This is a genomic window from Streptomyces sp. SX-6, assembly GCF_059089585.1.
The window spans coordinates 50,480-69,573 of the sequence record NZ_JBTHHU010000016.1; the positions used below are offsets into that span (position 1 = coordinate 50,480).

The following is a 19,094-nucleotide window of genomic DNA, read 5'->3' on the forward strand; positions in this document are numbered from 1 at the left end:
TTCGGTCGGGGTCATTTCCTGGCGGGGAACGCCTCATCGAGTGTGGGGACGGCGAGGTGGCCGGACGTCAGCGCCTTCCGGGCGTGGTCGACCGGCAGGTACCGTCCCTGCTGGATCGTCGGCGTGATCTTGTTGATCGTGCCGGCTTCGCTGAGGCAGAAGACGGTCCACGGCTTGCGCGACGCCTCCAGCGTCTCCCCATCGCGCATGATGCTCCTGCTGGTCGACGTCAACGCCCTGGTTCCGGGAACCTGTTGGTTGATGGTCTCCACCGCGGTGACGTCGAAGACCAGGCCCTGGCCGCCCGGCCGGTACATCACGAGGAGCCGGGGGCGGGCGAGCCCGACGTGGTTGCTGCTGAGCGGGCACAAGTACGCGCCATACGCGGCGAGTTCATCCAAGGCCAGTTCATTCGCGGGCACGATCACGGCGTGCTCGTGCAGCGTGCGGAACCAGCCCACCGCGGACTTCTCCTCCCATACGAGCTTCCCGCGGTTGCGGTAGGCCGGATCGGCGATCAGCCCACGGCCGGCCATCAGCTCGACGCTGCGGGGCTCGCGCCCCACCATCGAGGCGAAGTCGGACCGCGTCAGGACCTCCGGCAGACTCTCGAACCACGACATGCGACTTCCCACCCACGAAGCGACGTTGATGAAATCCTGCAGAGAGTAGCGCCTCGCCAACAGCGGTCGCCCCGGAGGGGCTTGTGAAAAACTGAAACACGTTCTTATTATCTCGAGTGTTACAGCGGTTTTGTCATAGGACTGTTTCGTCGGAAGGCCGGGGGACCGCATGGCGGGAGCAGCGACACAGCACGGCCCGCTCGCCGGAGTGCGCGTGGTCGAGCTCGCGGGGATCGGGCCGGGCCCGTTCGCCGCGATGTGCCTCGCCGACCTCGGCGCCGACGTGGTGCGCGTCGACCGTCCCGGCGGGCCCGGGCTGCACATCGACCCCCGCCGTGACATCACCAACCGCAACAAGCGCTCGGTGCTCGTCGACCTCAAGTCCGAACACGGGCCGCGGACCGTGCTCGACCTCGTCGAGCGGGCCGACGTGCTGCTCGAGGGCTACCGGCCCGGTGTCGCCGAGCGCCTCGGCGTCGGCCCTGACGCCTGCCTCGCCCGCAACCCCCGCCTGGTGTACGGCCGGATGACCGGATGGGGCCAGCAAGGACCGCTCGCGCACACCGCCGGGCACGACATCGGCTACATCGCCGTCACCGGCGCGCTGGGGCTCACCGGCGCCGCCGACGGGCCGCCGTACGCCCCGGCCAACCTCCTCGGCGACTACGCGGGCGGTTCGCTCTACCTGGTCATCGGCGTGCTCGCCGCACTCCAGCACGCCCGGACCACCGGCACCGGACAGGTCGTCGACGCCGCCATCGTCGACGGCACCGCCCACCTGACCGCCATGCTGCACGGCATGATGGCGGCCGGCGGCTGGCAGGACCGCCGCGGGGCCAACCTCCTCGACGGCGGCGCGCCCTTCTACGGCACGTACGAGACCTCCGACGGCGGCCACATGGCCGTGGGCGCGCTGGAGCCGCGGTTCTACGCCGAGTTCGTCCGCCGGCTCGGCATCGAAGAGGCGGCCGGCACCCGCGACGACCCCGCCCGCTGGGGCGAGCTGCGCACCGCCATCGCCGCGCGCTTCCGGCAGCGCACCCGCGCCGAGTGGACGGAGGTCTTCGCGGACTCGGACGCGTGCGTCGCGCCCGTCCTGTCCCTGCGCGAGGCGCCGGAGCACCCGCACCTCGCCGCGCGCGGCACCTTCGCCGACCACGACGGCATCACCCAGCCCGCCCCCGCACCACGCTTCTCCGCCACACCCGGCTCCCTGCGCCGCCCGCCCGCGCAGCCGGGCGCCGACACCGCCGAGGTCGCCCGCGACTGGGGCGTCGACTCCCTGGAGGACCAGTCATGAAACAGGACCAGTCATGAAACGCCGGCTCTTCGCCCCGGAGCACGAGACCTTCCGTGAGACCGTGCGGACCTTCCTGGCCAAGGAGGTCACCCCGCACTACGCGCAGTGGGAGAAGGACGGCATCGTCTCGCGCGACGCCTGGCTCGCGGCCGGCCGCCAGGGCCTGCTCGGCCCGGCCGTCCCCGAGGAGTACGGCGGCGGGGGCAACGCCGACTTCCGCTACGCCGCCGTGCTCACCGAGGAGTTCGTGCGCGCCGGAGCCGCGGGCTTCGCCGTCGGGCTGCACAACGACATCATCGGCCCCTACCTCACCTCGCTCGCCACCGAGGAGCAGAAGCGCCGCTGGCTGCCCGGCTTCTGCACCGGCGAGCGCATCACCGCCATCGCCATGACCGAGCCGGGTGCGGGCTCCGACCTCCAGGGCATCCGCACCACGGCCACGGACCGCGGCGACCACTGGGTGCTCAACGGCTCGAAGACCTTCATCTCCAACGGCATCCTCGCCGATCTCGTCATCGTCGTGGCGCGCACGACGCCGGAGGGCGGGGCGAAGGGGCTGAGCCTGTTCGTCGTCGAGCGGGGCACGCCGGGCTTCGAGCGGGGCCGCAACCTCGACAAGATCGGCCAGAAGTCCCAGGACACCGCCGAGTTGTTCTTCGACGACGTGCGCGTGCCCCGCGAGAACCTGCTCGGCGAGCTGAACGGCGCGTTCGTCCACCTGATGAACAACCTCCCGCAGGAGCGGCTGAGCATCGCCGTCGGCGCCATCGCGGCCGCGGAGCACCTGCTGGAGATCACCACGCAGTACGTGAAGGAGCGCGAGGCGTTCGGCCGGCCGCTGGCCAAGCTCCAGCACATCCGCTTCGAGATCGCCGAAATGGCCACCGAGTGCACGGTCACCCGCACCTTCCTCGACCGCTGCATCGAGGACCACTCCCGGGGCGAACTCGACGCCGTGCACGCCTCGATGGCCAAGTGGTGGGCGACCGAGCTCCAGAAGCGGGTGACGGACCGCTGCCTGCAACTCCACGGCGGCTACGGCTACATGACCGAGTACCGCGTGGCCAGGGCCTTCACCGACGGACGCATCCAGACCATCTACGGCGGCACGACCGAGATCATGAAAGAGATCATCGGCCGTTCCCTCCTTGCGTGAAACCGAGCGTGAAACCCACCTTGAAAGGCTTTTGACCTTGAGCACCGAAGCGTACGTATACGAGGCGATCCGCACCCCGCGCGGGCGCGGCAAGGCCAACGGCGCCCTGCACGGCACCAAGCCCATCGACCTGGTCACCGGCCTGATCCACGAGCTCCGCCGCCGCCACCCGGACCTCGACCCCGCGGCGATCGACGACATCGTGCTCGGCGTCGTCAGCCCGGTCGGCGAGCAGGGCTCGGACATCGCGAGGATCTCCGCCATCGCGGCCGGGCTGCCGGACACCGTCGCGGGCGTCCAGGAGAACCGCTTCTGTGCCTCGGGCCTGGAGGCCGTCAACATGGCCGCCGCCAAGGTCCGTTCGGGCTGGGAGGACCTGGTCCTCGCGGGCGGCGTCGAGTCGATGTCCCGGGTGCCCATGGCCTCCGACGGCGGCGCCTGGTTCGGCGACCCCATGACCAACCTCGACACCGGCTTCGTCCCCCAGGGCATCAGCGCCGACCTGATCGCCACCATCGGCGGCTACTCCCGCCACGACGTCGACTCCTTCGCCGCCCGGTCGCAGGAACTCGCCGCCGCCGCATGGAAGGACGGCCGCTTCGACCGCTCCGTCGTCCCCGTCCGCGACCGCAGCGGCCTCGTCGTCCTCGACCGCGACGAGCACCTGCGCCCCGGCACCACCGCCGAGACGCTCGCCTCCCTCAAGCCCTCCTTCGCGGCCATCGGCGACGCGGGCGGCTTCGACGCGGTGGCGCTGCAGACGTACCACTGGGTCGAGAAGATCGACCACGTCCACCACGCCGGCAACTCCTCCGGCATCGTCGACGGCGCCGCGCTCGTCGCCATCGGCAGCCGCGAGATCGGCGAGCGCTACGGACTCGTGCCCCGCGCCCGCATCGTCTCCGCCGCCGTCTCCGGCTCCGAGCCCACCATCATGCTCACCGGCCCGGCCCCCGCGACCCGCAAGGCCCTCGCCAAGGCCGGGCTCACCATCGACGACATCGACCTCATCGAGATCAACGAGGCGTTCGCCGCCGTCGTGCTGCACTTCGCGGCCGAGATGGGCATCGGCCTGGACCGGATCAACGTCAACGGCGGCGCCATCGCCCTGGGCCACCCGCTGGGCGCCACCGGCGCGATGCTCCTGGGCACCGTCGTCGACGAACTCGAGCGGCAGGACAAGCGCTACGGCCTGATCACCCTGTGCGTGGGCGGCGGCATGGGCATCGCCACCGTCGTCGAGCGCGTCTGACCCGGCAGCCACCAATCCTCCATGGAGACCCCCGACATGAGCGAGAGCAGCACCATCCGCTGGGAGCAGGACGGCGAGGGCATCGTCACCCTCGTCCTCGACGACCCCGCACAGTCCGCCAACACCATGAACCGCGACTTCCAGAAGTCCCTGGCGGCCGTCGCCGACCGCCTGGAGGCCGAGCTGGGCGCCGATAAGGACTCTGTGCGCGGCGTCGTCGTCACCTCCGCCAAGAAGACCTTCTTCGCCGGCGGAGACCTGCGCGAGCTCATCGCCATCACCCCCGAGCACGCCGAGGCCGCCTTCGCCTCCAGCATGGCGATCAAGCGCGACCTGCGCCGCATCGAGACCCTCGGCGTGCCCGTCGTCGCGGCCGTCAACGGCTCGGCGCTCGGCGGCGGTTACGAGATCGCCCTCGCCTGCCACCACCGCATCGCCCTCGACGCCCCCGGCTCGAAGATCGGCCTGCCCGAGGTCACCCTCGGCCTGCTGCCCGGCGGCGGAGGCGTCACCCGCACCGTGCGGCTCCTCGGCATCACCGACGCGCTGCTCAAGGTGCTGCTCCAGGGCACCCAGTACGACCCGCGCCGCGCCCTGGAGGCCGGGCTCGTCCACGAAGTCGCCGCCACGCCCGAGGAGATGCTCTCCAAGGCCCGCGCCTTCATCGACGCCCACCCCGAGTCCCGCCAGCCCTGGGACACCGACGGCTACAAGATCCCCGGCGGTACGCCCGCCAACCCGCGCTTCGCGGCCAACCTCCCGGCCTTCCCGGCCAACCTGAGGAAGCAGACCGCCGGCGCCCCCTACCCGGCCCCGCGCAACATCCTGGCCGCCGCGGTCGAGGGCTCCCTCGTCGACTTCGAGACCGCGCAGACCATCGAGGCCCGCTACTTCGTGGACCTGGCCACCGGCCAGACCGCCAAGAACATGATCCAGGCCTTCTTCTTCGACCTCCAGGCCGTCAACGCGGGCCGCAGCCGCCCCTCGGGCACCGAGCCGCGCCCCGTGCGCAAGGTGGCCGTCCTCGGCGCGGGCATGATGGGCGCGGGCATCGCCTACACCTGCGCGCGGGCCGGCATCGAGGTCGTCCTCAAGGACGTGTCCCTCGACAACGCCCGCAAGGGCAAGGCCTACTCGGAGGGCCTCCTCGCCAAGGCCCTGGCCAAGGGCCGTACGACCGAGGACAGGCGCGACGCCCTGCTCGCCCGCATCACCCCGACCGCCGACGCGGCCGACCTGGCCGGCTGCGACGCGGTCATCGAGGCCGTCTTCGAGGACCCGGCCCTCAAGCACAAGGTCTTCCAGGAGATCCAGCACGTGGTGGCCCCGGACGCCCTGCTGTGCTCCAACACCTCCACCCTCCCGATCACGATGCTCGCCGAAGGCGTCGAGCGTGCCGGGGACTTCGTGGGCCTGCACTTCTTCTCGCCCGTCGACAAGATGCCGCTCGTCGAGATCATCAAGGGCGAGCGGACGGGCGACGCGGCCCTGGCCCGCGCCTTCGACCTCGTCCGGCAGATCCGCAAGACGCCGATCGTCGTCAACGACTCGCGCGGCTTCTTCACTTCGCGCGTCATCGGCCGCTTCATCAACGAGGGCGTCGCCATGGTCGGCGAGGGCGTGCCCGCCGCGTCCGTGGAACAGGCCGCCGCCCAGGCCGGCTACCCGGCCAAGGTGCTGTCCCTGATGGACGAGCTGACCCTGGCCCTCCCGCGCCGGATCCGCGACGAGACGAAGCGCGCGGTCGAGGCGGCGGGCGGCACCTGGCAGTCCCACCCCGCCGACACCGTCCTCGACCGCATGGTCGACGAGTTCGGCCGCACGGGCCGCGGCGGCGGCGCCGGCTTCTACGACTACGCGGAGGACGGCAGCCGCACCGGTCTGTGGCCGGGCCTGGCCGAGCACTTCGGCGCGACGGAAGCCGCCGTTCCGTTCCGGGACATGCAGGAGCGGATGCTCTTCGCCGAGGCCCTCGACACGGTCCGCTGCCTCGAGGAGAACGTCCTCACCTCGGTCGCCGACGCCAACATCGGCTCGATCCTGGGCATCGGCTTCCCCGGCTGGACGGGCGGCGCACTGCAGTACATCAACGGATACGAGGGCGGTCTGCCCGGATTCGTCGCCCGCGCCCGCGAGTTGGCGGCGGCCTACGGCGAGCGCTTCGAGCCGCCCGCGCTGCTGCTGGCGAAGGCGGAGAAGGGGGAGACGTTCACCGACCATGGCCTCGGCCGGCGCCACCAGTAGGCCGAGCACCCTCGGTCCGCCGGAGGGTCCCGACGGCGGGCCGTGGCCGGACGATGTCCCTGAAGACCTCGACGGCCGCCACGTCCCGGCCGACCGGAGCGGCGGGGAGCCCGGTACGGAGGACGGCACGGGTGAGTTCCGGCTGGCTCGCCACCAGCACCTCGTGTCCCGCGGCCCGGCAAGCCCAGGCGACCGGGGTCATCGCACACGGATGTGAAGGCCACGCCCAGGCAGTGAAGAGTATCCGCATCCGCCCATAGCAGCACCGGCCGCTGGCCGGCCGCTCCAGCGCTGCTCGAGGGCCGGGCGGGAGCGGGACCTCACGGGGCCGGTTGTGAGCCGGTTATGAAGTGCCGCCCTCCGCCGGGGACTTGGCGTACGTCTGCAGCCCGCGCAGCATCAAGTCGATGCCGAAGTCGAAGCGGTCGTCGGGCCGGGGGCCGAAGAGCAGCCCGAACACCCGGTGGATGTGCGGGTACTTCTCGGAGGGCAGCGAGCTCATGTACTCGTGGAACATGGTCATGAGCTCGTCCGGCGACTGCTCCTCGCCGGTGGGCGAGGCGACACCGAGGCTCTCCTCGAAGGCATAGGCCCCGATGTACAGCCCGAAGAGATCGCCGAGGCAGGCGATCGTACGGTCCGGGATGCCGACCGGCGTCAGGAGCTCGAAGAGCCACTCCGTGTAGCGGGCGATGGTCGGCCCGGAGGGCAGGCGGCCCATCGAGATCCGGGCGATGTCGCGGTGCTGGTGCATGTTGGACCGCATCCGCCGGGCCAGGTCCATGAGCTGTTCCATCCACCGCGAGGGATCGGGCTCCGGCAGCTCGACATCCCCGCTGACCCGCTCGTAGATCAGCTGGAGCAGCTCGTCCTTGTTGCGGACGTGCCAGTAGATGGAGGCGGCGCCGGTCTTGAGCTCCTCGCTCACCCGGCGCATCGACAGGCCCTCGAGCCCTTCACGGTCCAGTACTCGCAGAGCGGCTTCGACGATCGCCTCTTGCGAGAGGGGCACCCGAGGTGCTCTGGCGGGGCGGGACTCCGCGCGCCAGACGGGCTCCGCGCCGCCGTCCGTCTCGGGGACAGCGCCGGGAGCAGCGGATTCGTGCTGGGAAGCGGGCTCACTCACGTCCTCAGGATACCTCCGGTCGAACAGCGTTCAAGGGTTGAGCAGCCCACCTTGACTCGAAGAGCGATCGGGTTCCAGAATGGCATTCGAGTCAGGAACACCGTTCGAGAAGGGATGGGCAAACCTATGGCGCCCACGATCGAGGCTCGGGGGCTGACCAAGCGGTTCGGCCGTACGACCGCGCTCGACGGGCTCGACCTCCAGGTCGAGCCCGGTCAGGTGGTGGCGGTGCTCGGCCCCAACGGCGCGGGGAAGACGACCTTCGTCCGCGCCGTGGCGACGCTGCTCAAGCCCGACTCCGGAGAGCTTCGGGTGGTGGGCCACGACGCGGTCCGCGAACCGGAGGCGGTACGCCGGCTGATCGGCCTGGCCGGCCAGTTCGCGGCGGTGGAGCCCGCGATGACCGGCCGGGAGAACCTGGAGCTGGTCGCCCGGCTCTACGGCCAGAGCGCCCGCACGGCGCGTGCCAACGCCACCCGGGTCCTGGAGCAGTTCGGCCTGGTGGAGGCCGCGGGCCGGCTGGTACGGACGTACTCGGGCGGCATGCGGCGCAAGCTGGACCTCGGCGCCAGCCTGGTCAGCGCACCGCACCTGCTGCTGCTCGACGAGCCCACCACGGGGCTCGACCCCCGCAGCCGGATGGATCTGTGGGATTCCATCGAGACACTGGTCGGACAGGGCACCGACGTGCTGCTGACCACCCAGTACCTGGACGAGGCCGACCGCCTCGCCAGCCACCTCGTGATCATCGACCAGGGGCGCGCCGTCGCCTCCGGGGAGCCCGCCGAACTCAAGCAGCGGGTGGGCGGCAATGTGCTCGAGGTGGAGCTGCGCGACCGCGCCGACATCCCGAGGGTCGCCGAGGTCCTCTACCACCACGCCGGGCAGCGGCCGCAGATAGACGAGGGGACCCGGCGGGTGAGCGTCGGCGCGGGCACCGAGGCCGCGACGAGTCAACTGGTCATGGGAGTACGGGCACTCGAGGAGCGAGGTGTGGGACTCGTCGGCATCAGTGTGCGCCAGCCCAAGCTCGACGAGGTGTTCCTCGCGCTGACCGGACACCAGGCGGCGGACCGCACGGCCGGTACGCCCGACAAGGCATCCCACTGAGACCAGGACAGGAGAACACTGTGACCGCCGCCGCTGCTGCCGTCGCTCCCGCGATCACCGAGAAGCGCAGGTCCACGCTTCCCACGAGCACCCTGCTCGTGGCGAAGCGGGCGCTGCTGAACTTTGTACGGACCCCCCAGCTCGTGGTGCTCAGCACCACACAGATGGCCGTCTTCCTGCTCGGCTTCCGCTATGTCTTCGGCGGCGCCATCGGGCACAGTACCGGCGTGCCCTATGTCGACTACGCCGTCCCCGGCTTCGTCACCGCGGGCATCCTCTACAGCATGCTCGGCACCGCGGTCGCCATGGCCGAGGACCTCGGCAACGGCCTCATCGACCGCATGCGCTCCCTGCCGATGCCGCGTGCCGCGGTGCTGACCGGACGCATGCTGGCCGACATGACCGTGCTCGCCTGGAGCCTCGCGTTCACCACCGGCGTCGGCTTCGCCATCGGCTTCCGCCTGCACGGCACGGCCCTGGAGGGGCTCGCCGCCTTCGGCATGTGCCTGGTGTTCGGCCTGGCCTTCGTCTGGGTGTTCATCGCGATCGGCCTGTTCACCGCCGACCCCAAGGCGGCCCAGGCGTTCATGATGGTGGTCTTCATCATGACCTTCGTCTCCAGCGCCTATGTGCCGTCGGAGACCATGCCCGACTGGCTCCGCTCGGTGGCCGACAACCAGCCGCTCACCGTGATGGTCGACGCCGTCCGCGCCCTGACGCTGGGCGACCACGCCCAGGCGATCCTGGGGCACAGCGCCTCGTACTACATTCCGCGCTCCCTCGCCTGGACCGCGGGCCTCGTGGCCGTCTTCGCCCCGCTGTCGGTGTCGATCTACCGCAAGCGCTAGGTGTATTGATCACGAGCAGTTCGGACAGATGCCCGGCCGGGGCTTCCCGGCCGGGCATCTGCCGTCCTGACAAGGCGTCCTCGAGGGGAGGTTCAGCGGGCGTCCAGTGTTCCTGTAGGGCCGCTGGCGACCATCGCCGGGCACCGCTGCGAAGAGGGGGCTCGCATGAACCGTTACGTCGCATCCCGGCCGCGGTCCGGGGCACCGCTCAGGCTCTTCTGTTTCCACCACGCCGGTGCCGGAGCACTGGCCTTCGCCGGCTGGGCGGCCGCCGTCGGACCGCGGGTGTCGGTGCTGCCCGTCCGGCTGCCCGGCCGTGAGAGCCGGCTCGGCGAGGAGCCGATCACCGAGGACCACCTCCTGCTGGCGGAGCTGGACGAACACCTCGGGCCCCTGCTGGAGGAGGGGCCGTACGCCCTGTACGGGCACAGCCTCGGCGCCCTGGTGGCGCACCGGTTCGCGGAGCACCGGATCCGGTCCGGCGGGCGGGCGCCGGCCGGTGTGGTGGTGGGGGCCTGCATGGCCCCGCACCTGCCCGCACCGCGCATCGTCTCCGAGGGCCTGACCGACACCGAACTCCTGGGCATTCTCCGGGACCTGGGCGGCCTGCCCGGTGAACTGCTCGCCCGCCCGGACCTGTTGCGGTCCGTACTGGCCACGACCCGCGCCGACCTGGAGCTGGGCCGCCGGCTGCGCGACGGGGCCCGGGACCCGCTGCCCTGCCCGCTGTGGGCCTTCGCCGGACGGCAGGACCGCGTCTGACGGGACTGGCGGGGCTGAGGAATGTTCCGGCCGCCGTCGATGCTGTCGGTCTCGCATCATTCGTTGAATCATGAATGGAATCCCTGTGAGTGAGACCCGTGCAGTCGTCGACGAGTTCTTCCGCCGCGTAGGCGAGGGCGACATCGACGGTGTGGCCGAACTGGTCGCAGACGAGATCGACTTCGACGTCTACGGTGCGGAAGAGGTGCCGTGGACCGGGCGGCGCACCACTCGTGCCGAGGTCGCCGAGTTCATCCGGACCCTTCCCGATCACCTGGACCGGGAGGAGCTCAACGTCTCGCACGTGCTGGTGGACGGAGCCCATGCGGTGGCCCTCGGCCATATGCGGCAGACCGTGAAGGCGACGGGCAAGGTCTTCGACTCGCCCTTCGCCTTCCACCTCACGGTCGAGGGCGGCAAGGTCGTCCGCTATATCACCTTCGAGGACAGCCTTGCCCTCGCGCGGGCGTTCAACGCGGTGTGAGCAGGGCCGTTCCGAGGTCGCTGACCGTGTAGGCGACCTCGCGCCGGTAGCGGTGGCTCGTCACCGGCCCGGCGTCCCGCAGGACGGCGAGGTGCTGGGAGACCGCGCCCGGGCTCAGCCCCGCACGGGCCGCGAGCTGGGTCGTCGTGCTCGGCGAACAGACCTGGGCGAGGAGCCCGGCCCGGCTGCGGCCCAGCAGACGGGCCAGCCGGTCGTCGGCGGTGGCGCGCCTCTCCCACAGCGTGCCCACGGCCCGCGAGGGATAGACGGCGGCGGGTGCCGTCGTGCTGTCGCCGGGCAGGAGGCGGCAGCGGGTCGCGAACGCGGTCGGCGTCAACGTGATGCCGGCGCCGCCCAGTTCGAGCCCGCCCAGCGGCAGGTCCGGTGAGACCAGGTGGTCGCCCGTCCACCGCAGCGTCGGATGGAGGCGGGCGAACACCTGCTGGATGCCGTCCTCGGCGAGCAGTCGGGCCCGGTGCGCGATGTCCGCCTCCAGGACCGCGCGGATGCGCGGCCAGTACGGCTCGACCGCAGCCTGCCACCACGCACGCAGCGCACCCGCCGGCTCCGGCCGCGCCTCCACGAGGGCGAGCTCCTCCTCGAACTCGGCCAGCGGGCAGCGCGGGGGAGGCGTCAGGGAGGCGGGCAGCATGCCGTTGTGGACGAGGCCGTGCAACGGCGTGGTCCGTGCCGCGAGTTCACGGTCCCGCAGCAGGGCCCGTGCCTCCTTGATCCAGGGCAGGTGGACCGCATGCCGCCCGGGATCGAGCACGGCCTCGAACGCCGCGACGGTCTCCCACAACGGCGATATCGCAAAACGGACGTTGACGACGTCCTCCACCCCGAACCGCAACATGCCCATACCGTCAGCCCCCGTTGATGTTTTCGCCCAGACTAAAACAATGGTGGCAGCACGCCGCGGATGGTGGGCTGCCTGCCATGACACCGCCGCATCCGCCTCAACAGGCCCGTTCGGGTCTGTTCTTCCACCCCGACTTCCGCAAGTTCTGGGCCGCCGATTCGGTGAGCCAGGCCGGAGCGGCCGTGACCCTTGTCGCGCTCCCCCTGGTCGCCCTCGGCGCCCTGGACGCCACGCCCTTCCAGACCGGCCTGCTCGTCATGTTCGAGTACCTGGCCTTCCTGCTCATCGGCCTGCCGGCCGGTGCCTGGGTGGATCGCGTCCGTTCCCGTCCCGTGCTGATCGCCGGTGCGCTGTGCCGGGCCGCCCTGCTCGGGTCGGTCCCGGTGGCGTACTGGCTGGACGCCCTGACGCTGCCTCAGCTGTACGCCGTCGCCTTCGGCGTCTCCGTGTGCACGGTGTTCTTCGACGTGGCCTACCAGAGCTTCCTGCCGCGCCTCGTGCCCGACAAGCGGCTCGTGGAGGCCAACGTCAAGCTGGAGACCACCCGCAACATCGCCCAGGTCGGCGGGCCGGGCGTCGGCGGCGCACTGGTCGGCGCGCTGACGGCCCCCGTGGCGCTGCTCGTCGACGCCGCCGGGTTCGTGGCCTGCGCGCTCCTTCTGACGCGCGTCCGTCACCCGGAGACCAGGCCGCAGGGGGCGCTGGAGGTGACGCTGCGGTCCGAGATCGCCGAGGGGCTGCGCTTCGTCTTCGGCAACCCCCTGCTGCGCGCGATCACGCTCACCGCCGCGATCTCCAACATGTGCGCCACGATCGGCTCTTCGATGCTGATGGTGCTGCTGGGCCGGGATCTCGGGCTCTCGCCCTTCCTGTGCGGCCTGGTGTTCGTCGCGGAGGCCGTGGGCGGACTGCTCGGCAGCCTGCTCACCGTGCGGATCGCCGCCCGGGTCGGCCAGGGCCGGGCCATGTGCGCCTCGATGATCCTCAGCGGTGTGCTGTGGGTGCTGGCGATTCCGCTGTACCAGGCCGACTGGAGGTTCGGCGTCGCCGTCGCTCTCCAGGGCCTGGGAATGGTCGTGTTCGCGACCTTCAAAATCAACTCGGTGGCCTTCCGTCAACGGCTGTGCCCGAAGCCGCTGCTGGGCCGGATGACCGCCACGGTCCGGTTCGTGATCTGGGGTGCGATGCCGGTCGGCGCGTTCGTCGGCAGCGCGCTCGGCCAGGCGGTCGGTGCCCGTCCCACCATGCTGATCGGCGCGGCGGCCGAACTCCTCGCCGTGCTCCCCGTCTTCCTCTCGCCGCTGCGCACCATGCGCGAGCTGCCCGCCGCGCCGGTGCAAACGGGCACGCCGTACGCTGAGGCTTCATGACGACGACCCCCGAGCCGCTGAACCCCGTCAGCCGTACGGCACTTGCCGTCGCCCGCGTCCGGGCGCGGGAGAACGAGCAGCCCGACGGCCTCTTCACCGACCCGTACGCCGCGGCGTTCACCGAGGCCGCCGGTTACGCCACCGCCCGGGTGTCCGGGCCGTACGCCACGAAGCTCGCCTTCCAGACCGTGATCCGCACCCGCTTCTACGACGACAGCCTGCTCGCCGCCTGTGCGGAGGGGCGGCGCCAAGTGGTGGTGCTCGCCTCGGGCCTGGACGCCCGCGCCTTCCGCCTGCCGTGGCCGGAGGGGATACGCCTGTACGAGCTGGACCTGCTCCCGGTGCTGGACTTCAAGGAGCGCGTACTCGCCGCACAGGGCGCCCAACCGCAGTGCGAACGCACCGTGTTGGCCGCCGACCTGCTCGGCGACGACTGGCCCGGCCTGCTGACCGGCGCGGGCTTCGACCCGGCCGCGCCGACGGTGTGGCTGGCCGAAGGGCTGCTGATGTACCTCACCGCCGAGCAGTCCGCCGCACTCCTCGGCACGGTGGCGGAGCTCTCCGCCCCCGGCAGCCGTCTCTGCCTCGAGCGCGGCCGGCCCGTACCGCCGGCCACCGCCGACCCCAGCGTCGCGCAGCTCGTCTCACTCTGGAAGGGCGGCCTCGGTCTCGGCACCGGCGACTGGCTCTCCGAGCACGGCTGGAGCGTCGAGGACCATCCGATCGACCGGGTGGCCGCCCACTACGGCCGCCCCGGCACCGGCCCGACCCACGGCGGCTTCCTCCGTGCGACCCGGACCTGAACCTCACAGCGGGGACAGGGCCATGAGCACCTCGTCGCGGTCCTCCCCGGGAGCGAACCGCAGCACGCCGGACCTGCGGCCGATCTCCCGCCAGCCCAGCCGGGCGTAGAAGTCCTCCAGCCCCATCCCGCCGCGGGCCGCGAGGTGGAGCTGCTCGAGCCCCATCTCCTCACGGGCGATCTCCCGGACCCGGCGCATGAGGGCGGCCCCGACTCCCTTGCCGCGCACGCGGGTTCGGGCCTGTACGTGATGGATCGTGCCCCAGTGGCGTATGAGCGGGCTGGGGTCGCGGCGTACGACGAGCCACCCGGCGAGGCCGCCGTCGTCGGCCGCGACCAGCAGCCGGCTGCTCTCCGGGTCGAGTCCCGCGATGATCCGGCCGGCCGCCGGGGCGACCTGCGCGGCGTCGACGGGCGGGAACGGGAATCCGGCGGCGCCGCCCGCGTTGGTGACCTCGGCCCAGCAGTCGATCAGTGCGTGCCGGAGGTCGTCGGTGACCTCCGGGGGAGCGGTCAGCTGGGAGAAGGTCACGGTCGCGGTGCTGGTCATGGGCGCAGTCTGACATGCCCGTGCACGGGGCATCCTCCGGAGGCCCAGGTAAAAGTCACGCATCCAAAGTGCCGCCGTCGTGCCGTGAGCGACGGCGGAGTGGATCGACTGATGTGAGAAATTCGTGGAAACGACCGAATCTGTTGCTGTGCCCTCGAGATTCGATCGGCTTTGCTCCCTGAGACGCCACTTGAGTACTGCTGGTACGGACAGTCGGGGATGTTTCCGTGACCATCAGGGTCTTGCCGGCCGAAGACATGCACATGCTGCGAGGTGCCCTGGTGGCACTGCTCGGGTTCGAAGGAGGCATCGAGGTCATAGCGGAACTCTCCAAAGGTACGGACATTGTCCCGAAGGCCCTGGAACACCTCCCGGACGTGGCGGTCATCGACGCGGACCTGCCGGACATCGACGGACTCACCGCGGCGGCCCGGCTGCAGGAGGTGCTGCCCGAGTGCAACACGATCATCCTGGTGAGCCTCGGACGTCCAGGAACGTTTCGCCGGGCGGTGACGGCCGGGGTGCGCGGGTTCCTCGTGAAGGACGCACCGCCACGTCAACTTGCCCAGGCCATAAGGCGAGTTGCCCATTGCGGCCGGGTCGCCGACCCGGAGCTCGTGGTGGCCGCATGGGAGAACGGTGACAACCCGCTGACTATGCGAGACCGACGTACTGCGGTTGGCGGCCGGCGGGGCGGAGGCGGCCGAGATCGCTGGCAGCCTCTGTCTGTCGGTGGGCACGGTGCGCAACTACCTGACCTCCGCCGTGTCCAAGCTCAACGCGCGCGACCGGCTGGACGCGGTGCGCATCGCCCGTGAGGCGGGCTGGTTCCGAGGGTCCTCCTCGACCGGCCTTCCAGCCTTCCACGAGGCGGCTGCCCGAGTGTGACCGCATGCGCGGCAGAGGAGAGTGGCGAGCCGCCGTCCGGCGGTTCCTGAGCGGCGTGTCCCAGGCGCTGGCCGTTTACGGCACCATGCACGGGCTCATGGTGCACCCGGAGGCGGTACGGCAGTTCGCGGGTCCGGCCCCGCCCCCGACCGGCCGTCCGTCGGCCGCGCACCCCGAACGGCTGAGGCCCGATCTCCCGCTCAGCGACGTCGAGTCGGTCCTGGAGCGCGAGCTCGGCCACCGATGGTCACACGAGCCTTGAGCCTCCTTCGGGCGAGGAGCCGGAAGACGCTGACTTCACGGATCTGCTGCTCAGGCGCGGCGAGGAACTGGCGGGCCGCGAGGCCTTCTGTTTCGTGCGGGAGACCGGCGTCACCGGCGTGAGCTACGGAGAACTGGACCGCTCGGCGAAAGCCGTTGCCTCGTGGCTGCTGGTCGCTTCCGGGCTGTCGCGGGTCGTGTGCTTCGCAACCGACCGCTCGGGCCCCGGAGTTGCCGGGGACTGGAATTGGCCCCCGGCACGCCTCGGTGAACCGGCTGTACTGCAGTACACCTTGGGCTCGGTGAGCGAGCCTAAGGGCATCGTCGTCGCCCACGCCAATGTGCCGGCCAAGCGGCGGGCGATCCAGCGGTCCCTCGGCACCACGGAGTACTCGCGGCTCGGCGACTGGCTGCTCCCCCGCTCCGTCGCCCCGGACGGTGTCAGCCTGCTTTCCGGGCGATGATCGCGGTCTCCAGGCCGTCGAACAACGGCAGCGTCGCAGTCGGGACGAATCCGGCCGCACTCAAGTACCGTCGGCAGTCGGCCACGGTGTACTCCGCACCGCCCGGTGTCACCACCAGCAGGTTCAGGCAGCCGAGCAGGCCGATGGCGTTCACCCGGCGGTCGTCGTCGATCATCCGGTCGTAGATCACCACCAGACCACCGCGATTCACCGCCTCGTAGGCCCTGTGCGCGAGCTCGGCCCGCTGTCCGTCGTCCCAGTCGTGCAGGACGTGCCCGAAGACGAGCACATCGGCGGAGGGCAGGGGGTCGGCGAAGAAGTCCCCGGTCACGAAACGGACTTGACCCGATGTTCCCCTGCGTCGCATGTGCTCGTCGAAGAGATCGGTGATCTCGGGCCTGTCGAAGACGGTTCCACGCAGGTGTGGATGCGCCCTGACGAGCACCGCGGGCAGGTTGCCCCGGGCGCCGCCGACATCGACGAACGTACGGTACGCGCTCCAGTCGATGCCGTCGGACAGCTCCGTGGCGATGTGCGTCGTCCAGGCGTCCATCGCCGCGATGAAGCTGCGCCGTTCCTCCGGGTCTTCGTAGAGGCGCTCGAAATAGTCCTGGCTGTCCCAGCCGATGTACGGCTTGCCGGTGCGCAGGCTCTCCGTCAGGCCGCCCCATGCCCTGAACAGGTGCTTGCCGGCCTGCCGCATCCACCCGCCGAGGTAGGTTTCTTTGTTCTCGTCGAGGAAGTGCCCGGTCGCGGCCGTGTTGCGGTACTGCCCGTTCTCCCGCTCCAACATGTCGAGTGCGACCAGGGAGTCCAGGAAGTCCCGCGCCGACCTGGGGTGCAGGCCCAGCCGTTCCCGCAGGCGTTCCTCGTCCGCCGGCCCGGGACCGAGTTCGGTGAACAGCCCGATCTCGACGGCGGTCAGCAGGGCCTTCGCGGCCCAGAACGCCGTTCCCAGCTCGATGATCGGCCGTGCGCTGGGGGCACTCCGTGCTTCCGGGGCAGTCGTCGTGTTCTTGCCGGTGGTGGTCATGATGGCGGTCCTTCCTGGGCACCGTCGGTCGGGGGAGATGGTTCGGCCGGTATCGGAAAGCGTTCTCACCACTGCAGCGGCAGGGTCTCCGGCCTGGTGAAGGCCCGTTCGGGCTGCCACACGAGTTCCTCGGCCGGGACGGCGAGCCGGAACGCGCCGAGGTGGTCGAGCAACCGGTCCAGCGCGACGGCGAGTTCCACCCGGCCGAGATGCGCCCCCAGACAGCGGTGTATTCCGTGTCCGAAGGCGACGTGCGGGTTCGGCTTCCTGGCCAGGTCCAGCTCACCGGCGTCGGTGAAGACGTTTTCGTCGCGGTTCGCCGAGTTGATGCACGGCAGCACTGCCTCGCCCGCCTTGATCACGACCTCGCCGACCTCCACGTCCTCCAGGGCGATACGGATGGGGCCGACGCCGCCGCCGGCCTGCGAGTAGCGCAGCAGCTCCTCCACAGCCGCCGGGAGTTCGTCCCGGTGCCGTATCAACCGCTGTACGGCGGCGGGGCGTTCGGCCAGGGCCAGTACGCTGTGCGCGATCTCCGACGTGGTCGCGTGGTAGCCGGCCATCAGCATGGTCTCGGCGAACGCCAGCAGTTCCTCGTCGCTGAGTGATCCGTCCTCGTCGCGTGCGCTGATCAGCACGGCGAGGAGATCGTCGGCGGGGGACCGGCGTTTCGCCTCGATCAGTCCGGTCAGGTATCCGCGCAGTCGGCCGGCGGCGTCAACCACCTCGGCCGAGGAGTGCGTGCCGACGCTCAGCATCACATCCGTCCACTCCGAGAACAGCCGCTGATCCTGCTGGGGGACGCCGAGCATGTCGCAGATCACCGTCAGGGGCAGGGGCTGCGCCAGGTGGGCGACGAGGTCGGCCGGCGGTCCCTGGGCCACCATACGGGACACCATCCCGTCGGCCAGCCGCTCGACGCCCGGTCGCAGACCCTCCACCTGCCGGGTGGTGAAGGCCATGCCCACCAGCCTGCGCAGCCTCGTGTGCTCGGGCGGGTCCATCACGAAGATCGACTTGGATCCCGCGGCAACCGGCAGCAGCCGTGGGGCGTCCGGCAGGGTGATGGCCTTCCGGCTCAGGCGCGGGTCGGCCAGCACCTTGCGCACATCGGCGTGCCTGGTCACCAGCCAGACGGCATGCCCGTTGGTCAATCTCGCCCGGGCGACCGGCTGCTCGGCCCGCAGCCGGGCGTACTCGTCGGGCGGCAGAAGCGGATGTTCTGTGGTGAACGGGAATTGCAGGGATCCTTCAGCGTGTGTCATGCGAAAACCTCCCGAGTCCCGATGCCCGCCCGGTCCCCACGGCGCGGGTGGCTGCCCGCCCGGGAGCCGCGGAGGACGACGGGCCGGGTTCGCCGACGGCGTACTCGCCGTCGTGGTTCCTCGATACCGTTCCTGGACCGCACGGTCGCATCGTCCACTCGGGCCCGGCTTGACGGCCGGTCGACGACGAGCCGGGCCTCCGCGGCGGCCCGGCTTCGGAGGCGGCAGCATGGCCTCACCGGGACGCCCAGTGCAGCGAATCCGATGCCCTTCTCCCGTCCAGCGACAGGATTGCCGCCAGCATGGAGGTCAGCGGCACAAGACCGCGCTCCAGCAGCTCTCGCCGGTCCCCTTCCTCCCCACCCGGTGCCGCGAACGGACCCGCGGTCTCGGGATCGGACGGGTCCGTGGCGGTCGCGCGTCGAGTTGCCGTTCCCGTCCGTACTCCGCGCCTCATGGCGGTCTTCGTCCTCGGTGATGACATCTCGCCGCGCCTCCGATCGGGCCGAAAGCCTTGGGAGAACCGACAGGTGGCTGTTGCAGCCGCTCCCGGCGCCCGGTGGCCGAACCCGATGGTGGACACCGGACTTGGACGACAACTGGAAATGCGCTGGACTCCCGGACGACCTGATGCGCCGTCTGCGACTCCTGTTCCCGGGCAGCCGGAGTCTCCAGTCGCCCGGGAGTTCGCCGG

The 19,094-nt window shown here is 70.9% G+C and carries 19 protein-coding genes and 1 pseudogene; 13 read left to right on the plus strand and 7 right to left on the minus strand.

Annotated elements, in window-relative coordinates:
• Positions 1–11: 11 nt before the first annotated feature.
• On the minus strand, positions 12–623 hold the full coding sequence (locus ACV530_RS20450) for a hypothetical protein (protein ID WP_494333999.1): 612 nt from the start codon (positions 621–623) through the stop codon (positions 12–14).
• A 169-nt stretch (positions 624–792) separates the two neighbouring features.
• Here ACV530_RS20450 and ACV530_RS20455 point away from each other — a divergent pair, with 169 nt between their 5' ends.
• From ACV530_RS20455 to ACV530_RS20470, 4 genes are read left to right on the plus strand one after another with little or no spacing between them, the layout of a single operon-like run.
• The gene (locus ACV530_RS20455; RefSeq protein ID WP_494334000.1) at positions 793–1,923 is read left to right on the plus strand and encodes a CaiB/BaiF CoA transferase family protein; all 1,131 of its coding nucleotides are present in this window, start codon (positions 793–795) and stop codon (positions 1,921–1,923) included.
• A gap of 13 nt (positions 1,924–1,936) precedes the next feature.
• On the plus strand, positions 1,937–3,079 hold the full coding sequence (locus tag ACV530_RS20460; RefSeq protein ID WP_494334001.1) for an acyl-CoA dehydrogenase family protein: 1,143 nt from the start codon (positions 1,937–1,939) through the stop codon (positions 3,077–3,079).
• Positions 3,080–3,116: 37 nt separating this feature from the next.
• The gene (locus ACV530_RS20465) at positions 3,117–4,331 is read left to right on the plus strand and encodes an acetyl-CoA C-acetyltransferase (protein ID WP_494334002.1); all 1,215 of its coding nucleotides are present in this window, start codon (positions 3,117–3,119) and stop codon (positions 4,329–4,331) included.
• A gap of 36 nt (positions 4,332–4,367) precedes the next feature.
• Positions 4,368–6,575: a 3-hydroxyacyl-CoA dehydrogenase NAD-binding domain-containing protein gene (locus ACV530_RS20470; RefSeq protein WP_494334003.1), complete on the plus strand. Its 2,208-nt coding sequence runs from the start codon at positions 4,368–4,370 to the stop codon at positions 6,573–6,575.
• Here ACV530_RS20470 and ACV530_RS20475 read toward each other — a convergent pair.
• Both ACV530_RS20475 and ACV530_RS20480 read right to left on the minus strand, forming a co-directional pair.
• The gene (locus tag ACV530_RS20475; RefSeq protein ID WP_494334004.1) at positions 6,541–6,825 is read right to left on the minus strand and encodes a hypothetical protein; all 285 of its coding nucleotides are present in this window, start codon (positions 6,823–6,825) and stop codon (positions 6,541–6,543) included. The two genes, ACV530_RS20470 and ACV530_RS20475, sit on opposite strands and share 35 nt — an antisense overlap.
• 93 nt (positions 6,826–6,918) lie before the next feature.
• On the minus strand, positions 6,919–7,701 hold the full coding sequence (locus ACV530_RS20480; RefSeq protein ID WP_494334005.1) for a TetR/AcrR family transcriptional regulator: 783 nt from the start codon (positions 7,699–7,701) through the stop codon (positions 6,919–6,921).
• Positions 7,702–7,827: 126 nt separating this feature from the next.
• On the opposite strand from ACV530_RS20480, the gene ACV530_RS20485 reads away from it, so the two are divergent.
• The 4 genes from ACV530_RS20485 to ACV530_RS20500 all read left to right on the plus strand — a co-directional run bounded on the left by ACV530_RS20485 (position 7,828) and on the right by ACV530_RS20500 (position 10,905).
• On the plus strand, positions 7,828–8,811 hold the full coding sequence (locus tag ACV530_RS20485; protein WP_494334006.1) for an ATP-binding cassette domain-containing protein: 984 nt from the start codon (positions 7,828–7,830) through the stop codon (positions 8,809–8,811).
• A gap of 20 nt (positions 8,812–8,831) precedes the next feature.
• Positions 8,832–9,659, plus strand: coding sequence for an ABC transporter permease (locus tag ACV530_RS20490; RefSeq protein ID WP_494334007.1), 828 nt, complete (start codon positions 8,832–8,834; stop codon positions 9,657–9,659).
• A 165-nt stretch (positions 9,660–9,824) separates the two neighbouring features.
• Entirely contained in the window at positions 9,825–10,421 is a 597-nt protein-coding gene (locus ACV530_RS20495; RefSeq protein WP_494334008.1) for a thioesterase II family protein, read from the plus strand.
• 85 nt (positions 10,422–10,506) lie between these two features.
• Entirely contained in the window at positions 10,507–10,905 is a 399-nt protein-coding gene (locus ACV530_RS20500; RefSeq protein WP_494334009.1) for a nuclear transport factor 2 family protein, read from the plus strand.
• On the opposite strand, the gene ACV530_RS20505 is transcribed toward ACV530_RS20500, so the two are convergent.
• Complete coding sequence (locus tag ACV530_RS20505) at positions 10,892–11,761, minus strand: ArsR/SmtB family transcription factor (RefSeq protein ID WP_494334010.1); 870 nt, start codon at positions 11,759–11,761, stop codon at positions 10,892–10,894. The genes ACV530_RS20500 and ACV530_RS20505 overlap by 14 nt on opposite strands.
• A gap of 83 nt (positions 11,762–11,844) precedes the next feature.
• Here ACV530_RS20505 and ACV530_RS20510 point away from each other — a divergent pair, with 83 nt between their 5' ends.
• Positions 11,845–13,137, plus strand: coding sequence for an MFS transporter (locus ACV530_RS20510; protein WP_494334011.1), 1,293 nt, complete (start codon positions 11,845–11,847; stop codon positions 13,135–13,137).
• Positions 13,134–13,940 carry an SAM-dependent methyltransferase gene (locus tag ACV530_RS20515; protein WP_494334012.1) on the plus strand — a complete coding sequence of 269 codons (807 nt, stop codon included), beginning with the start codon at positions 13,134–13,136 and terminating at the stop codon, positions 13,938–13,940. The genes ACV530_RS20510 and ACV530_RS20515 overlap by 4 nt, the downstream gene beginning before the upstream one ends.
• A gap of 3 nt (positions 13,941–13,943) precedes the next feature.
• On the opposite strand, the gene ACV530_RS20520 is transcribed toward ACV530_RS20515, so the two are convergent.
• Positions 13,944–14,489, minus strand: coding sequence for a GNAT family N-acetyltransferase (locus tag ACV530_RS20520; RefSeq protein WP_494334013.1), 546 nt, complete (start codon positions 14,487–14,489; stop codon positions 13,944–13,946).
• A 257-nt stretch (positions 14,490–14,746) separates the two neighbouring features.
• On the opposite strand from ACV530_RS20520, the pseudogene ACV530_RS20525 reads away from it, so the two are divergent.
• The 3 genes and pseudogenes from ACV530_RS20525 to ACV530_RS20535 all read left to right on the plus strand — a co-directional run bounded on the left by ACV530_RS20525 (position 14,747) and on the right by ACV530_RS20535 (position 16,102).
• Positions 14,747–15,377 (plus strand): annotated as a pseudogene (locus ACV530_RS20525) (response regulator transcription factor).
• Positions 15,378–15,381: 4 nt separating this feature from the next.
• Positions 15,382–15,639 (plus strand): DUF6059 family protein, encoded by a 258-nt coding sequence (locus ACV530_RS20530; RefSeq protein WP_494334014.1) that lies wholly within the window; start codon positions 15,382–15,384, stop codon positions 15,637–15,639.
• 301 nt (positions 15,640–15,940) lie between these two features.
• On the plus strand, positions 15,941–16,102 hold the full coding sequence (locus ACV530_RS20535; RefSeq protein WP_494334015.1) for a hypothetical protein: 162 nt from the start codon (positions 15,941–15,943) through the stop codon (positions 16,100–16,102).
• Here the strand turns inward: ACV530_RS20535 and ACV530_RS20540 are convergent.
• Positions 16,080–17,135 carry a methyltransferase gene (locus ACV530_RS20540; protein WP_494334016.1) on the minus strand — a complete coding sequence of 352 codons (1,056 nt, stop codon included), beginning with the start codon at positions 17,133–17,135 and terminating at the stop codon, positions 16,080–16,082. The genes ACV530_RS20535 and ACV530_RS20540 overlap by 23 nt on opposite strands.
• A 65-nt stretch (positions 17,136–17,200) precedes the next feature.
• The gene (locus tag ACV530_RS20545; RefSeq protein ID WP_494334017.1) at positions 17,201–18,400 is read right to left on the minus strand and encodes a cytochrome P450; all 1,200 of its coding nucleotides are present in this window, start codon (positions 18,398–18,400) and stop codon (positions 17,201–17,203) included.
• Positions 18,401–19,094: the final 694 nt, after the last annotated feature.